This is a genomic window from Ochrobactrum chromiisoli, assembly GCF_026241335.1.
Lineage (GTDB): Bacteria > Pseudomonadota > Alphaproteobacteria > Rhizobiales > Rhizobiaceae > Brucella > Brucella chromiisoli.
On the sequence record NZ_JAPHAV010000011.1, the window covers coordinates 12540 to 28360 of the forward strand.

Consider the following 15821-nt stretch of genomic DNA (forward strand, 5'->3'; position numbering starts at 1 on the left):
ACTATGAGATTTATGAATGACCCCTGCGCGATTGTCGTTTGTCTAGGCGCAGCAAATGTCGAATTATTTCCTCGGTGAGGAGAAAAGCAATGAACCAGGATCGTTATGCGACCCGGCAGGAAATTGACGCTATTGGTGCGCATGACGTGCCAGAAGCGGCTTTGTTCGGCATTCAGACGCAACGAGCGGTCGAACTCTATCCGCTCGCAGGCGCAGCCCGTTTTTCCGATTACAGCCCTCTTTTGATTGCGATGTTGCATATAAAAAAGGCTGCCGCGCGCACAAATATCGAAACTGGCGCTATTGATCGCGACCTTGGTGAGGCAATCATCAGAGCCGTTGATGATCTTCTTGAAAGCCCGCGCGCAGAAGCCTTCCCTGTCCATGCATTTCATGGCGGCGGCGGCATTTCTTTCAATATGAATTTGAACGAGGTTCTGGCCAATCTGGCCAATGCCAATAGCTTTGGTGCTGCCTATGGCACCTACACGCCAATTCATCCCAACGACCACGTCAACCTTAATCATTCCACGGCTGATTGCTTTTCCAGCGGATGCCATATCGCTGCGCTAACCGCACTTGGCGGTTTTTGTGATGAGCTTGAAGGGCTTTCATGCGATCTGGACAGGTTGGGCACAGAATGGGCACCGCTGCGCAAGCTCGCACGCACCTGTCTGCAAGATGCGGTGGACATCGGCTTTGAGGATTATTTCGGCGGCGTCTCATCATCACTGCGTTTTAATCTCGCCCGTGTTGAACGCGACGGATATGCTCTGCACCAGATCAGCATCGGCGGGAACATCATTGGCCGCTCTACGGATTGTGAACCGGCATTCTTCGCCCGAATTATCGACGTTCTCAATCAGCAGTTGGCGCAGGCGGGTCTCCCAGCCGGTTTGTCCCGGACCGACAATCTTTTCGCCGCGTCACAGGCCCATGATCCGTTGCTGGCTCTGGCGGGGTCACTCGAGCAGACGGCACGCGCTCTGATCCGTTTTGCGAAGGATTTAAGGTTGATGTCGTCCGGGCCACACGGCGGTCTGGGTGAAGTTCAACTGCCCGCGGTTCAGCCCGGCTCGTCGGCTATTCCGGGTAAGGTCAATCCGACAATTCCAGAATTTATGGTTCAGTGCGGCATGAAGGCTTGTGGACATGCCGCAGCGATAGCGATGACAGCTGATCATGGCGAAATGGATTATAGTCCGTGGGAAGCTGTTGTGATCGTTGGCCTTCTGGACATGATCGCAGTGCTCAATTGCGGAGTTTCCACGCTGCGGCGTAATTGCATTCAGGGAATGCGCCCGAATGTGGAGCGCAATATCGATAACGCCACCAGTCTTTTGCCGTCGCTGGTTCGTCTCAAACAGCTCAAGGGCTACAGCTACGCCTCCGCCGTTGCCAAGGCCGCAGCGGGTGACGTCGCTTTAGTTCGCCAAAAGGTCGCCGAAGCGGAATCCGGTTAGACGACCTCCATGCAAATTCAGATTTAACTTCTATCAAATCAAGGCATGACGCATGTTACAGGAAACCGAACTCGTCTGGGCTCAGCGCTGGCTCGCATCGGAAAAGAAGCAGTATATCGACGGACAGTGGGTACGTGGTTCCGGTGCGGACTGGAACGTTATCAACCCGGCAACGGGCGAAACATTGTGTAAAATCGCACTTGCCGATAAAGCGCAAGTTGAAACGGCCGCTGTCGCAGCCAATCGCTGCCATCGCAGCGAAGTCTGGAGCCGCAACACGTCCCGTAAGGCGCGCGCTGACGTGCTGAACGCCATTGCGCGACTGATCCGCGACAATGTCGAAAAACTCTCACTGCTTGAATCGCTTGCCAACGGAAAAACCTACGCCGAGGCTCTGGTGGATGACATTCCCACCTGTGCTGATATCTTCGAATATTATGCTGGCTGGACAGACAAATATTACGGTGAGGTTTCCCCGGTCGAAGACGGTTTCCTGAACTTCACGTCGAAAGATCCGGTCGGTGTTTGCGGTTTGATCGCGCCATGGAATTTTCCGCTGTATCAAGCCAGCCTTAAAATCGCACCGGCGCTTGCAATGGGCAACACGGTCATCATGAAGCCTTCGGAATTCACTCCGCTCGCAACACTGTATCTGTTCGAACTGATTGACCAGCATCTTGATCTGCCGAAGGGGCTTCTCAACATTGTCCTAACGGATGGCGAAGCTGCCAACCAGCTAAGCTTGTCCAGCAATGTGCACAAGGTATCCTTCACCGGTTCGACGGTCGTTGGGCGCAAGATCGTGCAGAATTCAGGTGTTTCCAATCTCAAGGCAGTGACACTGGAACTTGGTGGAAAATCGCCGTGCATTTTCTTTGACGACACACCGAACCTTGATGCAGCAATCGACCGTGCCTTTACGGTTATGTTCTCTCACAAGGGAGAGAAATGCTCGGAGCCGACGCGTTTTCTGATCCAGAAAGGTATTTATGATTACGTTCTGAAACGTCTGATCGCCAAGGCTGAGGCAGTGCGTTGTGGTGATCCGCTGTCGGCGGGCACCCATCAGGGCCCACAGTGTAATGCTGCGCAGTTCCGCCGAATTATGGACTATATCGAGATTGGCAAGACCGAGGCAGAGCTTGTAGCAGGCGGACAAGATGACCGCAGCGGTGAGAATGCCAACGGCTTTTTCATCCGCCCGACGATCTTCTCTAATGTGCCGCCGAAAGCCCGCATCGCACAGGAAGAAATTTTTGGCCCTGTTCTGTCATGCACGCCATTTTCAACGGCTGAAGAAGCAGTAACGCTCGCTAATGATAGCGCTTATGGGCTGGCAGCCGGTGTTTATACCGGAGATGTCACGCGGGCGCACCGGATGGCGGAGCGGCTCGACGCTGGCATGGTCTTTGTTAATCGTTATGGCTGCTATGGGCTTTCGAGCCCATTTGGTGGGTTCAAGGAAAGCGGATGGGGTAAGGAAATGGCCATCCACTCTTTGTCCTCCTATACCCGCACCAAGGGTATCTGGGTCTATTTCGGCGATTAAAGCGGTTCCATTTGTTCCGGGGAAAGTCCCGGTCGTGCATCCTCGTAATGCTCAATTTGAGAGTTTGAACAATGCAATATATCCGTCTTGGCCAATCTGGCCTCAAAGTTTCCCGGCTTTGCCTCGGTACCATGAACATGGGCTCCAAGAACTGGAAACCATGGATTTTTGAGGAGAGCGAAAGTGAACCTATTATCGGCCACGCGCTGGATAATGGCGTTAACTTTATCGACCTGGCCGATTTCTATTCGGCGGGCGAGGGTGAAGAAGTTGTATGTAACGTTCTCCGCCGTCTGGCGCGCCGTGATGATCTTATCATCACCACCAAACTTGGCTACCCGATTGGTACAGGTGTCAACAACGCCGGGCTTTCACGCAAACACGTATTCGATGCCATAAATGGCTCGCTTAGTCGCATGAAAAGTGACTATGTCGATATCTACATGCTGCATTACTTCGATACCGAAACTCCTATCGAAGAAACAATGGAAGCGATGAACGATCTCGTGCGGACTGGCAAAGCGCGTTATATCGGTGTTTCGACGATGTTTACGTGGCAATTCGCGAAAATTCTGAAGGTTTGTGAAAAGAACGGCTGGTCACGTCCGATCAACATGCAGCTGCAGCTCAACTGCGCCTATCGTGAAGAAGAACGTGAAATGATCCCCTTCTGTGTGGATCAGGGTGTTGGCGTTTCTGTGTTCAGCCCATTGGCGCGCGGAATTTTGACGAACGACATGAATTCGATCCGCAACAAAACGGATTTCTTCACGGCTGAAATGTATAGCGATGGGGCTTCGCGCGATATTGCAACATCAGTTGCCCGCGTGGCCGAGGCGCGTGGCTTCTCCCCGGCTCAGATTGCGCAGGCCTGGGTGCTTCGCAAACCGGAAATTTCCTCCATGCTGGTCGGTGCCGACACAAAAGCCCAATTTGACAGCGCTTTAGCCGCCTTGTCGACGGAGCTTGACGCAGACGAAATTTTTGAGATCGAGCGTAACTACACGCCGTGCGACCTGATAAATGACTATACGTCTGGCAAGCGCGTTCCGCGTGATCCGCGTCCGGCAAGTGGTCGTTTTGCAGATCAAATGTCAGCGGTTGCCTGAGGTCTGACGGAGGACGGCTGGATTTATAACAATCCAGCTTAGAAGATATAATGGGGAGAGGACTAATGACAAAATACAAGACACTGAGCGGTGCACCGCTTCATCCTGAAGTAAAAGCATTGGAAAAGCGCTTTGCCGCTCACGAAATCGATCGCCGCGGATTCCTGCGCGCGATGGCATGGCTCGGCGTTGCCGTGGGCAGTATAAGCGTGCTTGGCGACAAAGCCTTTGCGCAGGAAACACCTAAGGATGGTGGCAAGCTGCGGTTCTCCTGCCAAATACAGGAAATCACCGATCCAATGATGACGAACTGGATCGAAGCCTCGAACCTGTTTCGAAACAGTCTCGAATTCCTGACCTATGTAGATGAACACAATATCACGCACCCATATCTGGCAAAAAGCTGGACACCGTCCGCAGATCTGACTGTATGGGATTTCGAGCTTGACGAACGCGCTAAGTGGTCGAACGGCGACGCTTTCCTGCCAGAAGATGTGATATTCAATATTGAGCGCTGGATCGCACCGGATTCGCAAAGTTCCAACAAGACAGCCTTTGGTGCGATTTCGAAAGTCGAAAAAACCGGCGATCATAATGTGCGTATTACGCTGTCGCGACCTATGGCATCTCTGCCTGAGCAACTGTATTCCTACACCTGCCCCATCGTCCACCGCGATTTTAAGGGCAACTGGCCAGCTGATCCGGTCGGAACGGGACCATTCTCTCTCGTAAGCCATGAAGTCGGTCGTCAGTCAATCTTCCACAAGCGCCCGGATTACTGGGGCACCCCAGCGCATCTGGACGAAATCCAGTATATCGACCTTGGTCCCGATGTGACGACCCATCTCGCAGCGCTTTCCAGCGGACAGGTGGATATTATTTATCGTGCCACCATTGCTGAATACGATCTGATGAAATCACTCCCTAACATTCAGATTCTATCGGTTAAGGGCGCTAACACCATTGTCATGCGCATGCAGGTAGACCAGAAACCGTTCGACGACATTCGGGTTCGTAAGGCTGTTCTTCTTGCAGCAAATAACCAGCAAATGTTGGATGTTGCTTATCGTGGACAAGGCGATGTCGGTGGAAACTTTCACGTTTCGCCCACGCAGGCAGATTTTTTCGATTTGCCGCCAACGCCGCGCGACGTCGAAAAAGCGAAGGCTCTGCTGGCCGAAGCGGGTCATGCCGACGGTCTGGACCTTGAACTCACTCTTGGCAACACGCAAGGTAAATGGGAGCAGGACACTGCTCAGGTATTGCAGCAGAATCTCGCGGAAGCTGGCATTCGTTTGAAGCTCAATGTACTCCCGGCTTCTCAATACTGGCCGATCTGGAACAAGGTGCCTTTTGGCCTGACTTTCTGGGCGCATCGTCCGCTTGGAACGATGACATTGGACCTTGCCTATCGTTCCGGAGGTTCATGGAACGAGAGCCATTTTACCAGCGCCGAATTTGATACAGCACTCGACAAGGCTATGGCACAGGTCGATCCCGCAACACGCAAGGCGTCCATGCAAAGTGTCGAAAAGATCCTTCAGGATAACGCCGTGATAGTGCAGGCCTACTGGGCCGATCGTATGAGCGCTGCGTCTGAGAAGGTGCATGGCTTCGTCCTGCATCCGTCCGACTATTTCCGTATGGACGGCGTCTGGATCGCTTAACAAAAGCATTGGATCGTTGTGTTGCACTTTGACGATTAACGGGTGAGCGGACTGCTCACCTCGTCCGCGATACAATGCCGTGAAAAGCCGGGCGCCCAACGCCCGGCCTCCTACCCGGGTGGGAAACAACAAGTCCAAAACCCATCTGCAAGAAAAGGGGAGACACCGTGTTTCTGGGAATATTCCTGTTGAGAAAGGTCGCTGTCGCGATAGCAACGATGCTAGCTGTCTCGTTTCTGATCTTTCTGGCACTAGAGGTCAATGTCGCAGATGTGGCAGTCAAAGTTCTGGGACAATATTCTACCGCGGAACAGCGCACAGCATGGTTGGCACAGAACGGCTATGATGATCCGTTTTTATTGCGTTATGTGCGCTGGCTCGGCCATTTTATTACCGGAGACTGGGGCATATCCACGTTTTTCCGCGCACCCGTCATAGACATGGTCCTGCCACGTCTCGCAGCATCGGCAATCCTTGCCGGCTGTGCTCTGTTGGTCATCATTATTTTCGGCCTGGGTTTTGGCATACTTGCGGGCATGAAACCGGGATCGCTTCTTGATCGGATCATATCGGTTTTCTCTGTAATAACGACATCCATCCCGGACTTCGCTTCCGCCGTTTTTCTGTCGGGCATTTTCGTATTCTGGCTCGGACTTCTCCCCGGCGCGAGCACCATGATTTCAGGATTATCTTTGTCTGAATTGATTTTGCCGGTCACTGTTCTTGGTCTTTACTCAATGGGATATCTGGCACGTGTCACACGCGCTTCCATGGTTGACGTCATGAACACGCATTATATCCGTACCGCTCGCCTGAAAGGCGCGAGCATGCGTGTGATCGTCCTGCGCCATGCTTTGCGCAACGCTCTCATCACGCCCGTTACGGTGATCATGCTTCAATTGCCTTGGCTTTTGTCCGGTGTCATCGTTGTCGAGGTTTTCTATGCTTACAAAGGTTTTGGAACACTTCTCTACGATGCTGCACTTAATCAGGATATCTATCTCATTGAGGCCTGCGCGATGATTTCTGTTCTCGTCGTGGTCCTAAGTCAGATTTTGTCAGACGTGATATACGATCGGCTCAATCCACGTATTTCATCAGGAGCAAAGGCATGAATGCTCTTGTTCCCTATCTAAAAAAGCCTCTCGTTCTAATCGGCGGTACGCTGACAATAGGCTGGCTGCTTGTCGCTATTTTCGCACCGTGGATAGCACCCTATGACCCTCTTCAGACGCTACAGCCTTTGGCAAAGCCGCTGACCTATGGATCGAATGGACAATTCTTCCTGCTCGGGACAGACATGCTGGGTCGAGATATTTTCTCACGGCTTATTTGGGGTGCGCGGACTGTCGTCATCTACTCAACGCTTGCGACATTAACGGCTTATTTCTTCGGACTGCTTCTGGGCCTGATTGCCGGTTACACCGGCGGTAAAACTGATGCGATCCTTTCATTCCTAGCCAATGTCGTGCTCAGTTTTCCGGTTCTGGTACTCTACATCGTCATTATCGTGGTGATTGGTGCATCGCCGATCAACATCGTGATTGCAGTGACATTTAGCAGTGCGCCTGCGATTTTTCGGATCGTGCGAGGCATTACCATCGATGTCGCGAGCCGCGATTTCGTCAAAGCGGCAATTACGCAGGGTGAAAGCACATGGCGCATCCTGCTCGTGGAAATCCTGCCCAATACGACCGGGCCGCTTTCTGTCGATTTATGCTTACGTCTTGGATATACAGCGATCACTATTGGTACGCTCGGGTTTCTAGGCCTCGGACTGCCACCGCCAACGCCGGATTGGGGTGGTATGGTCAATGACGGCCGTGCAATGGCCATCGTGTTTCCTCACCTCGTCATCTTCCCTTGTATCGCAATATCGTCTCTGACACTTGGGCTCAGCCTGCTTGCAGACGGTCTTCGCGAAGTCAACGATGTGAAGGAGCGTCAAGCTTGACCCAACCACTTTTGCAAATACGAAACTTTTCGGTTGCATTACCAAAAGGGGCCGACCGGCCCTTTGCGGTGCACAACATCACGCTCGATGTAAAGCCAGCAGAGATTCTGTGCGTCGTTGGTGAATCCGGTTCGGGCAAATCCGTTCTGACCTCAGCGTTGATGGGAGCTGCGCCACAGGGCTTACGTGTCAGCGGTGGTGAAGTTTTTATGGGTGATCGCAATCTGCTGACGCTCTCAGAGCGTCAGTGGCGCAGCATTCGTGGCAAAGACATAGGCATGATTTTTCAAGAGCCTATGGCCTCGCTCAATCCAGCGCTTACGGCTGGGCAGCAAATTGAGGAGGTTTTCGAACTGCATTCTGATCTGAAGCGAGCGGAGCGTGTTGAAAAAACGCGTAAACTCGTGGAGGAAATGCATCTTCCCGAGCCAGACCGCATTCTTCGCAGTTATCCGCACCAGCTTTCCGGTGGTCAATGTCAGCGTGTGGTCATCGCGATGGCGCTTGCCATGAATCCCAAGCTGCTTATCGCAGACGAGCCGACCACTGCTCTCGACGTGACGACACAGGCGCAGGTTTTAAAACTCATCCGCGAGCTTCGTGACGGACATGGCCACGGAATCATATTCATCACGCACGATCTTGGTGTCGTGGCTGATATTGCCGACCGCATCGCGGTTATGCGTCACGGCGAACTTGTCGAAATAGGGGCTGCGGAACAAATCCTGAAAACGCCACAACATGATTACACGAAATCACTGATTGCGGCGGTTCCTAGCCTGAAGCCAGCCGAGCGTCCGCAGATGACAAAAGATCTGAGCCCAGTCTTGTCGGTTGATGTACTGAACCACAGTTACGGCAACAAGCAGGTGCTGTACGATATTTCACTTTCAGTCGCACCGGGTCAGGTCTTGTCGATTGTCGGTGAATCCGGTTCAGGAAAATCGACAGTTGCTCGTAATCTCATCCGTCTTATCGACCCGACATCGGGCAGAATAGCCATTGCCGGGCAAAACATTCTCGAACTGGATAAAACCTCGCTGCGTGGTATGCGTCGGCATATTCAGATGATCTTTCAGGATCCGTTTGGTTCTTTAAACCCACGGCGAAAGGTAGGATCGGTTATTGCGAGAGCCGCAATTCTGTCGGGATGCAGTCGCACCGAAGCGGTGGCGCGCGCCAAGGAACTCCTCGAACTCGTCGGGCTTCCGCGCAGCGCATATAATCGACGTCCGGTCGCCTTTTCAGGTGGGCAGCGTCAGCGCATTGGTATTGCGAGAGCTCTGGCGATGCGGCCAGACGTTCTCATTGCCGACGAGAGCGTGTCTGCACTTGACGTATCGGTGCAAGCGCAGGTTCTGGAATTGTTGGCGAGTCTTCAGAAACGCTTTTCGCTTGCGGTGGTCTTCATCACGCACGATCTTCGCGTGGCGGCGCAAATTAGTGATGAAATCGTGGTCATGAGTAAAGGACGGATCGTCGAACGAGGCCCCGCCTGCCAGGTCTTGACGCAACCACAACATCATTATACGCGTGAACTTATTGAAGCGGCGCCCGGGCGAGGAGCGTTTTAAGGTGATTGACGGGCGGAGCTCGTAATCCCGGTGGCTCCGCTTATTTTTATGCCTCATGCTATTGATCCGGGTCTGCCACCATGACAGTTTCGCCGTCGCTTACCTCATTGCGGGCATTCGCCGTAGTCGGCCAGTGTCTCAGCTTCACTCAGGCCGCGCGAAGGCTTGGTGTGACCCAAAGTGCTGTCAGCCGTCAGGTTCGACAATTGGAACTCACTATTGATGTGATGCTGTTGCGGCGTGTCGGTAATAGCGTCACGCTTACGAGTGCAGGGGCCGTTCTGCATGAACGTTTGATGATATCCTTTAATCTGATCGATGAAGCTGTGCGCGAGGTTTGTTCCACAGTTCCGCGACAGACACTCAAAGTATTGGCACCGCCTACCTTCGCTGCGCGCTGGCTTGCCCGCAGGCTCGGACTTTTCCGTGACCGCTTTCCAGACCTGGATTTGTCATTGCATATGAGAGCGGATGACAATGTTCGCTTTGATTGCGTTATCCGGTTCGGTGAAGGACCAAAAGAGCGATGGTCGAGCGTTCTTCTCATGAACGAACAGCACATTGCTGTTTGTGCACCTCGGATACACGCGAACCCGGAATTATTTAAGCGCGGATGCCTTTTATATGTGCTGGATCAATCGCTGCGTTTGCCAACATGGGAAAACTGGTTTTCAGCGACACTTCGTGATCGCAGTGAGCTTCCGGACACCGCTATGGAGTTCGCCACGCTTGATATGGTGATACAGGCTGCCGTTGCTGGTGCAGGTTTAGCGGTCGTGGATCGTAACATGATCGAAGATGAATTACGGGTTGGAACCCTTATCCAGTTTGATCCAGTCGTGGTAACGGGGCCGATTGGTTACTGGCTTGATTTTTCTGGAGAAAACCTTTCGAGATCGCGTGTTGTACATTTTACGCGATGGCTTCAGCAGATGGCAGGCGGCAATGATGAATTACTTCTGTCGCGGATCAGCTCTCTTGATACAAAACTGGTCTAATTTAGAAACGAGGATTGCCCGCTTGATTGACGGTAATCGCAATCATGTGCAGCACATCCTCTGCGCTGCTTCCAGGGGTCGCAACAAGATTAGTTCAAAATCGTACGTTTAGGTCGAACGAATAAGGAACGCGCTATTCTGCTGACTTCAAACGTTGCCGCCACATATGATCACCCAAAGCCTGCGATACTGCCTCGGAAGTTCACCTTCAGAAATTGCAGCTAACGCCAACGCGCCGCTTGGCTCCGCCTTTATGCCTGTTTCACGGGCCATAAGCGCTTGCGCTTCGATGACGCCTGCGTCCGATGCTGCAAGTGTACGGACCCCGATTTTCTGAAGAATGCTAAAAGCAAGCGAGCCTATTTCGGTAACTCTCAGAGCATCACAAATCGTCTGCTCTTGAGCAACGATCTCAACGGGATGCGACACGTTAAGAGCTGCATACAGGCGTGGAAAATGCTCAGGCTCAGCTACATAAATATCATTTTCGAGTCCACTGATCCGTAGTCCCAGGGAGGTTCCTGCCGCTAAACCACCGCCGCCGCAAGCAACGACAATGGCATCGTCGGGTGAACCTTCAACTTTCATTGCGCGGGCGAGTTCCACACCAAGGGAACAGCCACCGACAAGCATCGAAGCATCCCTAAACGGATGAAGCAATGGTAATCCCCGCGCTTTTGCTTCCAGTTCCGCACAGTCAACAAAGTCAGATCGTGGTACGAGTAGGACTTCCGAACCAGAATTCAGGGCCATTTCTCGTTTTGCAGCAGGTGCGTCGTCAGGCATTACCACCGTCGCAGGAATGCTAAGCTTTGATGCAGCCAGCCCCACAGCTATTGGGAAGTTTCCGGAACCGCAAGCAACAACGCCTTCCGGATGTTTGCTAACTCCGAGTATGGCTCCCCTATATTTGAAGGATCCTGCATGTTGTCGGGATTCATCTACCAGCCGGACTTCCTTGGAGTTCTTTGCTACGGGAGTCAGATCGGCAAACTGGACGGGCGCGCTGTGGCTTAGAACAAACTCGATATCGGTTTCCAAGTTTTCCGAGAGCTTTTGTGCGCTTAGCGAGAAGTGATCCATTTGCTGCTAACTCTAATGTTTGTGGAAGATAAATCAATGATCGGCGAGATGGCCCAAAAATTAGGTTTTTGACCTTTCCATTTCGAAAAAGGTGCACAATTCATCTCGGTCACGAGCAGGCGCAAAGACAAGCTGCTCGCCAGTCCTGTGCATTCCCAGTTTCATCAGGAGATTATGAGAAACGGTATTTTCGGTTTGGGCGCCTGCTCGCATAGAGTGAGTTTTCAATTCTTCAAAACAGACCGCAATCAGGCCTTGGGCGGCTTCATACCCCAATCCCATGCCGTGAACTTCCTCAGAAAGCCAGTAGCCGATTTCGCCAGTTCGTTTTCCGTCACATTCTTCAAAATCGACCTTGATCCAACCTATAACCTGATTATCGGCTTGGTTCACGATTACCAGTGGAAGCGTGCGTTGTTCTGTATGTCCAACAAGCGCTTTATCAATAATCCTGTCTGCTGCTTGTTGCGTAAGCGGGAATGGCCAAACTGCTACCCATCGGCTGATCGCAGGTGTCATTAATTTTCGAAGTGCAGCGCTATCTGACATCTTTACCAGACGCAGTTCTAAGCGCTCGGTTAGCATTTTGAACGATTCCAACGGTTCACCTGTCATTCATTTTCCCAACGTTTTTGGCAGCCTGATCCCGAATGCGCATGATCGTTTGCCGACTGGTGGCAAATTTTCGAGCAATAGCTGAAATACTTATTCCTGCTACCAGCTCGGCGTGCACGTCCAATTTTTGTTTATCGCTAAGTGTCGATGGGCGCCCCAGAGATTTCCCCTCTGACTTGGCTCGCTTGAGGCCAGACTGCGTGCGCTCAATCAGCAGATCGCGCTCGAATTGCGCCACAGCATTCAGCACATTCATGGTCATCGTACCGGCTGAACTGGTTAGATCAGCGCCGCCCAATGCGAGGCAGTAAACCCTGACGCCCATTTCTGCGAGCGCTTTGACAGTGCTGCTGACATCGATAGCATCACGACCGAGGCGGTCGAGCTTGGTAACGATCAAAATGTCACCGGCCTCCATCTTATCCAACAGCTTTGAGAAGCCACGGCGCTGCGCAATGGCCGTACTGCCGGAAACCGTCTCGGTGACGATCCGGCGGGGCTCCACATGAAAGCCGGCGGCTTTTATTTCCTGAATCTGGTTTTCAGTTGTCTGTCCGGTCGTCGAGACGCGGACATAGGCAAAGGTGCGTGGCATGAGCTCGATTTCGTCCGAATAGGATGTCCGAAATATCTCTGCTGTTCGAAACTGTGTCAAGATAATTTGTGGACAGGGTGTTTTGCCCCTGTACGCAATCGGACGATTCCGTACAGGGGTGAGCAAGTAGTGCAGAGTTGCGAGAGTAAAGAATGGCCAAGCGGACGCTTCTAAAAATCCAGGATCGACATGAGCTTTTCGACATTCCTACCGATGAAGATAGTTTGATCAGACATTATTCGCTTTCACCGGCGGATCGCCTGGAAATAGAGCTTCGTCGGCGCAAGCAAAATCAGCTTGGCTTTGCGGTGCAACTTTGTCTGATGCGTTACCCTGGAAGAGCGCTTCTGCCGAACGAAGTTCCCCCACCGATGCTGCTCAACTATATTGCCGAGCAGATCAACGTCGATCCACGGTTATTTAATTTATATGCAACGCGTGAGGAAACCCGACGCGAACATATCGGACACTTGCAGCGTTATCTCGAGCTGCGGAGTGCAACCGCTGAAGACCGTCGCGCCGCTTTGCGTGCGGGCATTGAAGCAGCCTCCCAAACAGATAAAGGCTTGCCGATAGCAAAAGCGATTATCGCCACATTCCGCGAACGATGCGTTCTCCTACCGGTAGTGAATATGATCGAGCGTATGGGGCTGGCAGCACGTTCCATCGCTCGCCGTCGCGCAGAGGGTGTGCTCATTGCTGATCTCAGTGATAAAAAACTGGAAACCCTGGATAGCCTATTGGACGTTGACCCGGCGATCCGTCAGACGCGGTTCAATTGGTTGCGGTCCGCTCCTGACGCCCCGGGAGCAGGAAATCTGATTGGAATGACGGAGCGCATAGCGTTCCTACGCCATCTTGAGATCGATCCCCAGCTGCAACTTCGCATTCCCGCCGGTCGGTGGGATCAGATGATCCGCGAGGGCGATGCCACTCCGGCCTGGCTTGCCAGTGACTTCAGTTCCAGTCGTCGTCGCGCTACAATTGTGGCTCAGCTTATCAAGCTCGGCCAGAAGCTCACCGACGATGCTGTAACAATGTTCATCAAGCTGATCGGTCGGCTGTTCTCAAAAGCCAATAACAGGAAAAAGCAGCGGCATATGAATGCTCGGATGGAAACATCCAGAGCGCTCAAATTATTCCTCGACACAATTGTCGCCTTGCAGAACGCCAACGATGCCGATGAAGATGTTATGAGCGTAGTGAATAGGCAAGTCGGCTGGCATAAGCTGCTCCAGATCAAGCCTAACCTTGAAGCTATGGTCGAGAACGCGGACACATCGCCTTTGGTGATGGCGGCAGAACAGTACGCCAATGTTCGAAAGTTTGCGGGCGGTTTCATCCAGACATTCATGTTTCACTCACATCGAAGGTATGATCCGCTGCTGGCAGCGATCTCAACCCTGAAAGGGCTTTATGCGGAAGGGAAGCGCATTCTGCCTGATCGTGTGCCGGTCGGTCATCTCGGATCGTCGGAGAAAAAGCTCATCTTTGATGGCGGAAAGCCGGATCGGCGACTTTATGAGATTGCAACCCTGGCCCATTTGCGCGATCGGCTACGCTCGGGGGATGTCTGGGTTGATGGCAGCCGATCATTCCGACCGATTGACGAACATCTCTTACCTAAGCCTGCTTTCGTCGCCATGAAAGATGAAGGCAAACTCGGTCTTGGAGTTCATGGCGATGGGGCTGCATGGCTCGCGGAAGTCCGGCAGATGATGGACTTTAATCTCAAGCGCCTGGCTTATCGCGCTCGCAATAGAAAGCTCGATCACGTCAGGCTGGAAGCCGGAACCCTGATTGTGACGCCGCGTGCGAGCGATATTCCCGCAGCAGCGGATGGACTGAACGTCGAAATCAGCGAAATGTATCCGTTGATCGAAGTGCCGGACCTTCTCAGGGAAGTGCATGACTGGACCAGATTTGCCGATCAGTTCACGCATGTCCGAACAGGAGATGCGCCGCAAAACATCTCCGCTATGCTCGCCGGCGTTCTGGCGGACGGTACAAATCTCGGACCAAAGCGTATGGCAGGAGCGTCAAAGGGGATCAGCGCCCACCAGATCGGATGGATGCGCACCTTTCACGCCCGATCCGAAACCTACAGGGCGGCGCAAGCTTGTGTAACAGACGCTCATACGCGCCATCCACATTCGCTGCTGTGGGGAGATGGATCGACCGCATCATCCGATGGGCAATTCTTCCGTGCCAGCGACCGGGCCGCCAAGCGCGGTGACATCAATCTGCATTATGGCAGTGAACCCGGTTCGAAATTCTACAGCCATCTCTCCGATCAGTACGGATACTTTGGCATATTGCCAATCAGCCCGACTGAAAGCGAGGCCGTCTATGTCCTCGACGGTCTGTTCGATCACGACACGAGTCTGGAGATCGAGGAGCATTTTACCGATACCGGTGGCGCGAGCGATCATGTCTTTGCGCTCTTCGCCCTGATCGGCAAGCGTTTTGCGCCGCGACTTCGAAACATCAAGGACCGGAAATTCCACACATTCGAGAAAGCCGACGCCTATCCGGCGCTGGACAGCCAATTCGGCGCACAGATCAACACCGCGCTCATTCTCGAACATTGGGATGACCTTCTACGTCTGGCAGCATCGATCACAACAGGCACAGTTGCGCCATCAACAATCCTGAAAAGGTTCTCTGCTTCCTCGAAATCCAGCGAACTCGCAAAAGCTTTGCGTGAACTTGGCCGTATCGAGCGCACACTGTTCATGATCGAGTGGTATTCCAGCTCGGCGCTGCGCCGACGTTGTCAGGCTGGTCTCAACAAGGGCGAAGCCGCCCACAAGCTGAAACGCGCCGTCTTCTTCCACGAGCGCGGTGAAATCCGTGATCGCTCCTACGACAGCCAGGCATTCCGGGCTTCCGGCCTCAATCTGGTCGTCAGTGCTATTGTTTACTGGAATACCGTCTATCTCAGTCGCGCCACTGCACATTTGCGGCAACAAGGCCGGAATATTCCAGACGAGTTATTGAAACATGTCTCGCCACTCAGTTGGGAACACATAAACCTCACCGGGATCTATTCCTGGGATGCAGAACAGCAAATGACAGACGGCTTCAGGCCGTTGCGGCGCACCGGTCGATTGTTGCATGCTGCATGATTTTGGAGTTAACTCCGGCTAGGGGGGAATGACAACGTAAGTGATCAGGGTCGTGCCCGTGCGGATGTTGCCGTAGTATCGGACAG

12 protein-coding genes are annotated in these 15821 nt (G+C 52.9%); 9 read left to right on the top strand and 3 right to left on the bottom strand.

The window, feature by feature from the left end:
- Window positions 1–89: 89 nt before the first annotated feature.
- The 8 genes from OPR82_RS16985 (at window position 90) to OPR82_RS17020 (ending at window position 10314) form a co-directional block, all read left to right on the top strand.
- Entirely contained in the window at window positions 90–1463 is a 1374-nt protein-coding gene (locus OPR82_RS16985) for a lyase family protein (protein ID WP_247997873.1), read from the top strand.
- Between the two features lie 52 nt (window positions 1464–1515).
- The gene (locus OPR82_RS16990; protein WP_247997874.1) at window positions 1516–3012 is read left to right on the top strand and encodes an aldehyde dehydrogenase family protein; all 1497 of its coding nucleotides are present in this window, start codon (window positions 1516–1518) and stop codon (window positions 3010–3012) included.
- Window positions 3013–3083: 71 nt separating this feature from the next.
- A complete protein-coding gene (locus tag OPR82_RS16995; protein ID WP_247997875.1) occupies window positions 3084–4121 on the top strand; it encodes an aldo/keto reductase in 1038 nt (345 codons plus the stop codon).
- A 65-nt stretch (window positions 4122–4186) separates the two neighbouring features.
- Entirely contained in the window at window positions 4187–5788 is a 1602-nt protein-coding gene (locus OPR82_RS17000; protein WP_247997876.1) for an ABC transporter substrate-binding protein, read from the top strand.
- A 167-nt stretch (window positions 5789–5955) separates the two neighbouring features.
- The gene (locus OPR82_RS17005) at window positions 5956–6903 is read left to right on the top strand and encodes an ABC transporter permease (RefSeq protein WP_247997877.1); all 948 of its coding nucleotides are present in this window, start codon (window positions 5956–5958) and stop codon (window positions 6901–6903) included.
- Complete coding sequence (locus OPR82_RS17010) at window positions 6900–7742, top strand: ABC transporter permease (protein ID WP_247997878.1); 843 nt, start codon at window positions 6900–6902, stop codon at window positions 7740–7742. Before OPR82_RS17005 ends, OPR82_RS17010 begins: the two co-directional genes overlap by 4 nt.
- Complete coding sequence (locus tag OPR82_RS17015) at window positions 7739–9316, top strand: dipeptide ABC transporter ATP-binding protein (protein WP_265986159.1); 1578 nt, start codon at window positions 7739–7741, stop codon at window positions 9314–9316. Before OPR82_RS17010 ends, OPR82_RS17015 begins: the two co-directional genes overlap by 4 nt.
- Window positions 9317–9396: 80 nt before the next feature.
- Window positions 9397–10314: a LysR family transcriptional regulator gene (locus tag OPR82_RS17020; RefSeq protein WP_247997879.1), complete on the top strand. Its 918-nt coding sequence runs from the start codon at window positions 9397–9399 to the stop codon at window positions 10312–10314.
- A gap of 147 nt (window positions 10315–10461) precedes the next feature.
- Here the strand turns inward: OPR82_RS17020 and OPR82_RS17025 are convergent, their stop codons facing one another.
- The 3 genes from OPR82_RS17025 to OPR82_RS17035 form a co-directional block, all read right to left on the bottom strand.
- Window positions 10462–11355, bottom strand: a complete 894-nt coding sequence (locus OPR82_RS17025) for a pyridoxal-phosphate dependent enzyme (protein WP_265986156.1) — start codon at window positions 11353–11355, stop codon at window positions 10462–10464.
- A gap of 102 nt (window positions 11356–11457) precedes the next feature.
- The gene (locus OPR82_RS17030; RefSeq protein ID WP_247997880.1) at window positions 11458–12012 is read right to left on the bottom strand and encodes a GNAT family N-acetyltransferase; all 555 of its coding nucleotides are present in this window, start codon (window positions 12010–12012) and stop codon (window positions 11458–11460) included.
- Window positions 12002–12607, bottom strand: coding sequence for a recombinase family protein (locus OPR82_RS17035; RefSeq protein WP_247997881.1), 606 nt, complete (start codon window positions 12605–12607; stop codon window positions 12002–12004). The genes OPR82_RS17030 and OPR82_RS17035 overlap by 11 nt, the downstream gene beginning before the upstream one ends.
- A 152-nt stretch (window positions 12608–12759) precedes the next feature.
- Here OPR82_RS17035 and OPR82_RS17040 point away from each other — a divergent pair, with 152 nt between their 5' ends.
- Window positions 12760–15735 (top strand): Tn3 family transposase, encoded by a 2976-nt coding sequence (locus OPR82_RS17040; RefSeq protein WP_265986160.1) that lies wholly within the window; start codon window positions 12760–12762, stop codon window positions 15733–15735.
- Window positions 15736–15821: the final 86 nt, after the last annotated feature.

Bases quoted from the DNA above. Each gene is read 5' to 3' on its own strand.
- OPR82_RS16990 (WP_247997874.1), top strand. From the start codon at position 1,516: ATGTTACAGGAAACCGAACTCGTCTGGGCTCAGCGCTGGCTCGCATCG.
- OPR82_RS17010 (WP_247997878.1), top strand. From the start codon at position 6,900: ATGAATGCTCTTGTTCCCTATCTAAAAAAGCCTCTCGTTCTAATCGGC.
- OPR82_RS16985 (WP_247997873.1), top strand. From the start codon at position 90: ATGAACCAGGATCGTTATGCGACCCGGCAGGAAATTGACGCTATTGGT.
- OPR82_RS17035 (WP_247997881.1), bottom strand. From the start codon at position 12,607: ATGCCACGCACCTTTGCCTATGTCCGCGTCTCGACGACCGGACAGACA.
- OPR82_RS17040 (WP_265986160.1), top strand. From the start codon at position 12,760: ATGGCCAAGCGGACGCTTCTAAAAATCCAGGATCGACATGAGCTTTTC.
- OPR82_RS17020 (WP_247997879.1), top strand. From the start codon at position 9,397: ATGACAGTTTCGCCGTCGCTTACCTCATTGCGGGCATTCGCCGTAGTC.
- OPR82_RS17030 (WP_247997880.1), bottom strand. From the start codon at position 12,012: ATGACAGGTGAACCGTTGGAATCGTTCAAAATGCTAACCGAGCGCTTA.
- OPR82_RS17000 (WP_247997876.1), top strand. From the start codon at position 4,187: ATGACAAAATACAAGACACTGAGCGGTGCACCGCTTCATCCTGAAGTA.
- OPR82_RS16995 (WP_247997875.1), top strand. From the start codon at position 3,084: ATGCAATATATCCGTCTTGGCCAATCTGGCCTCAAAGTTTCCCGGCTT.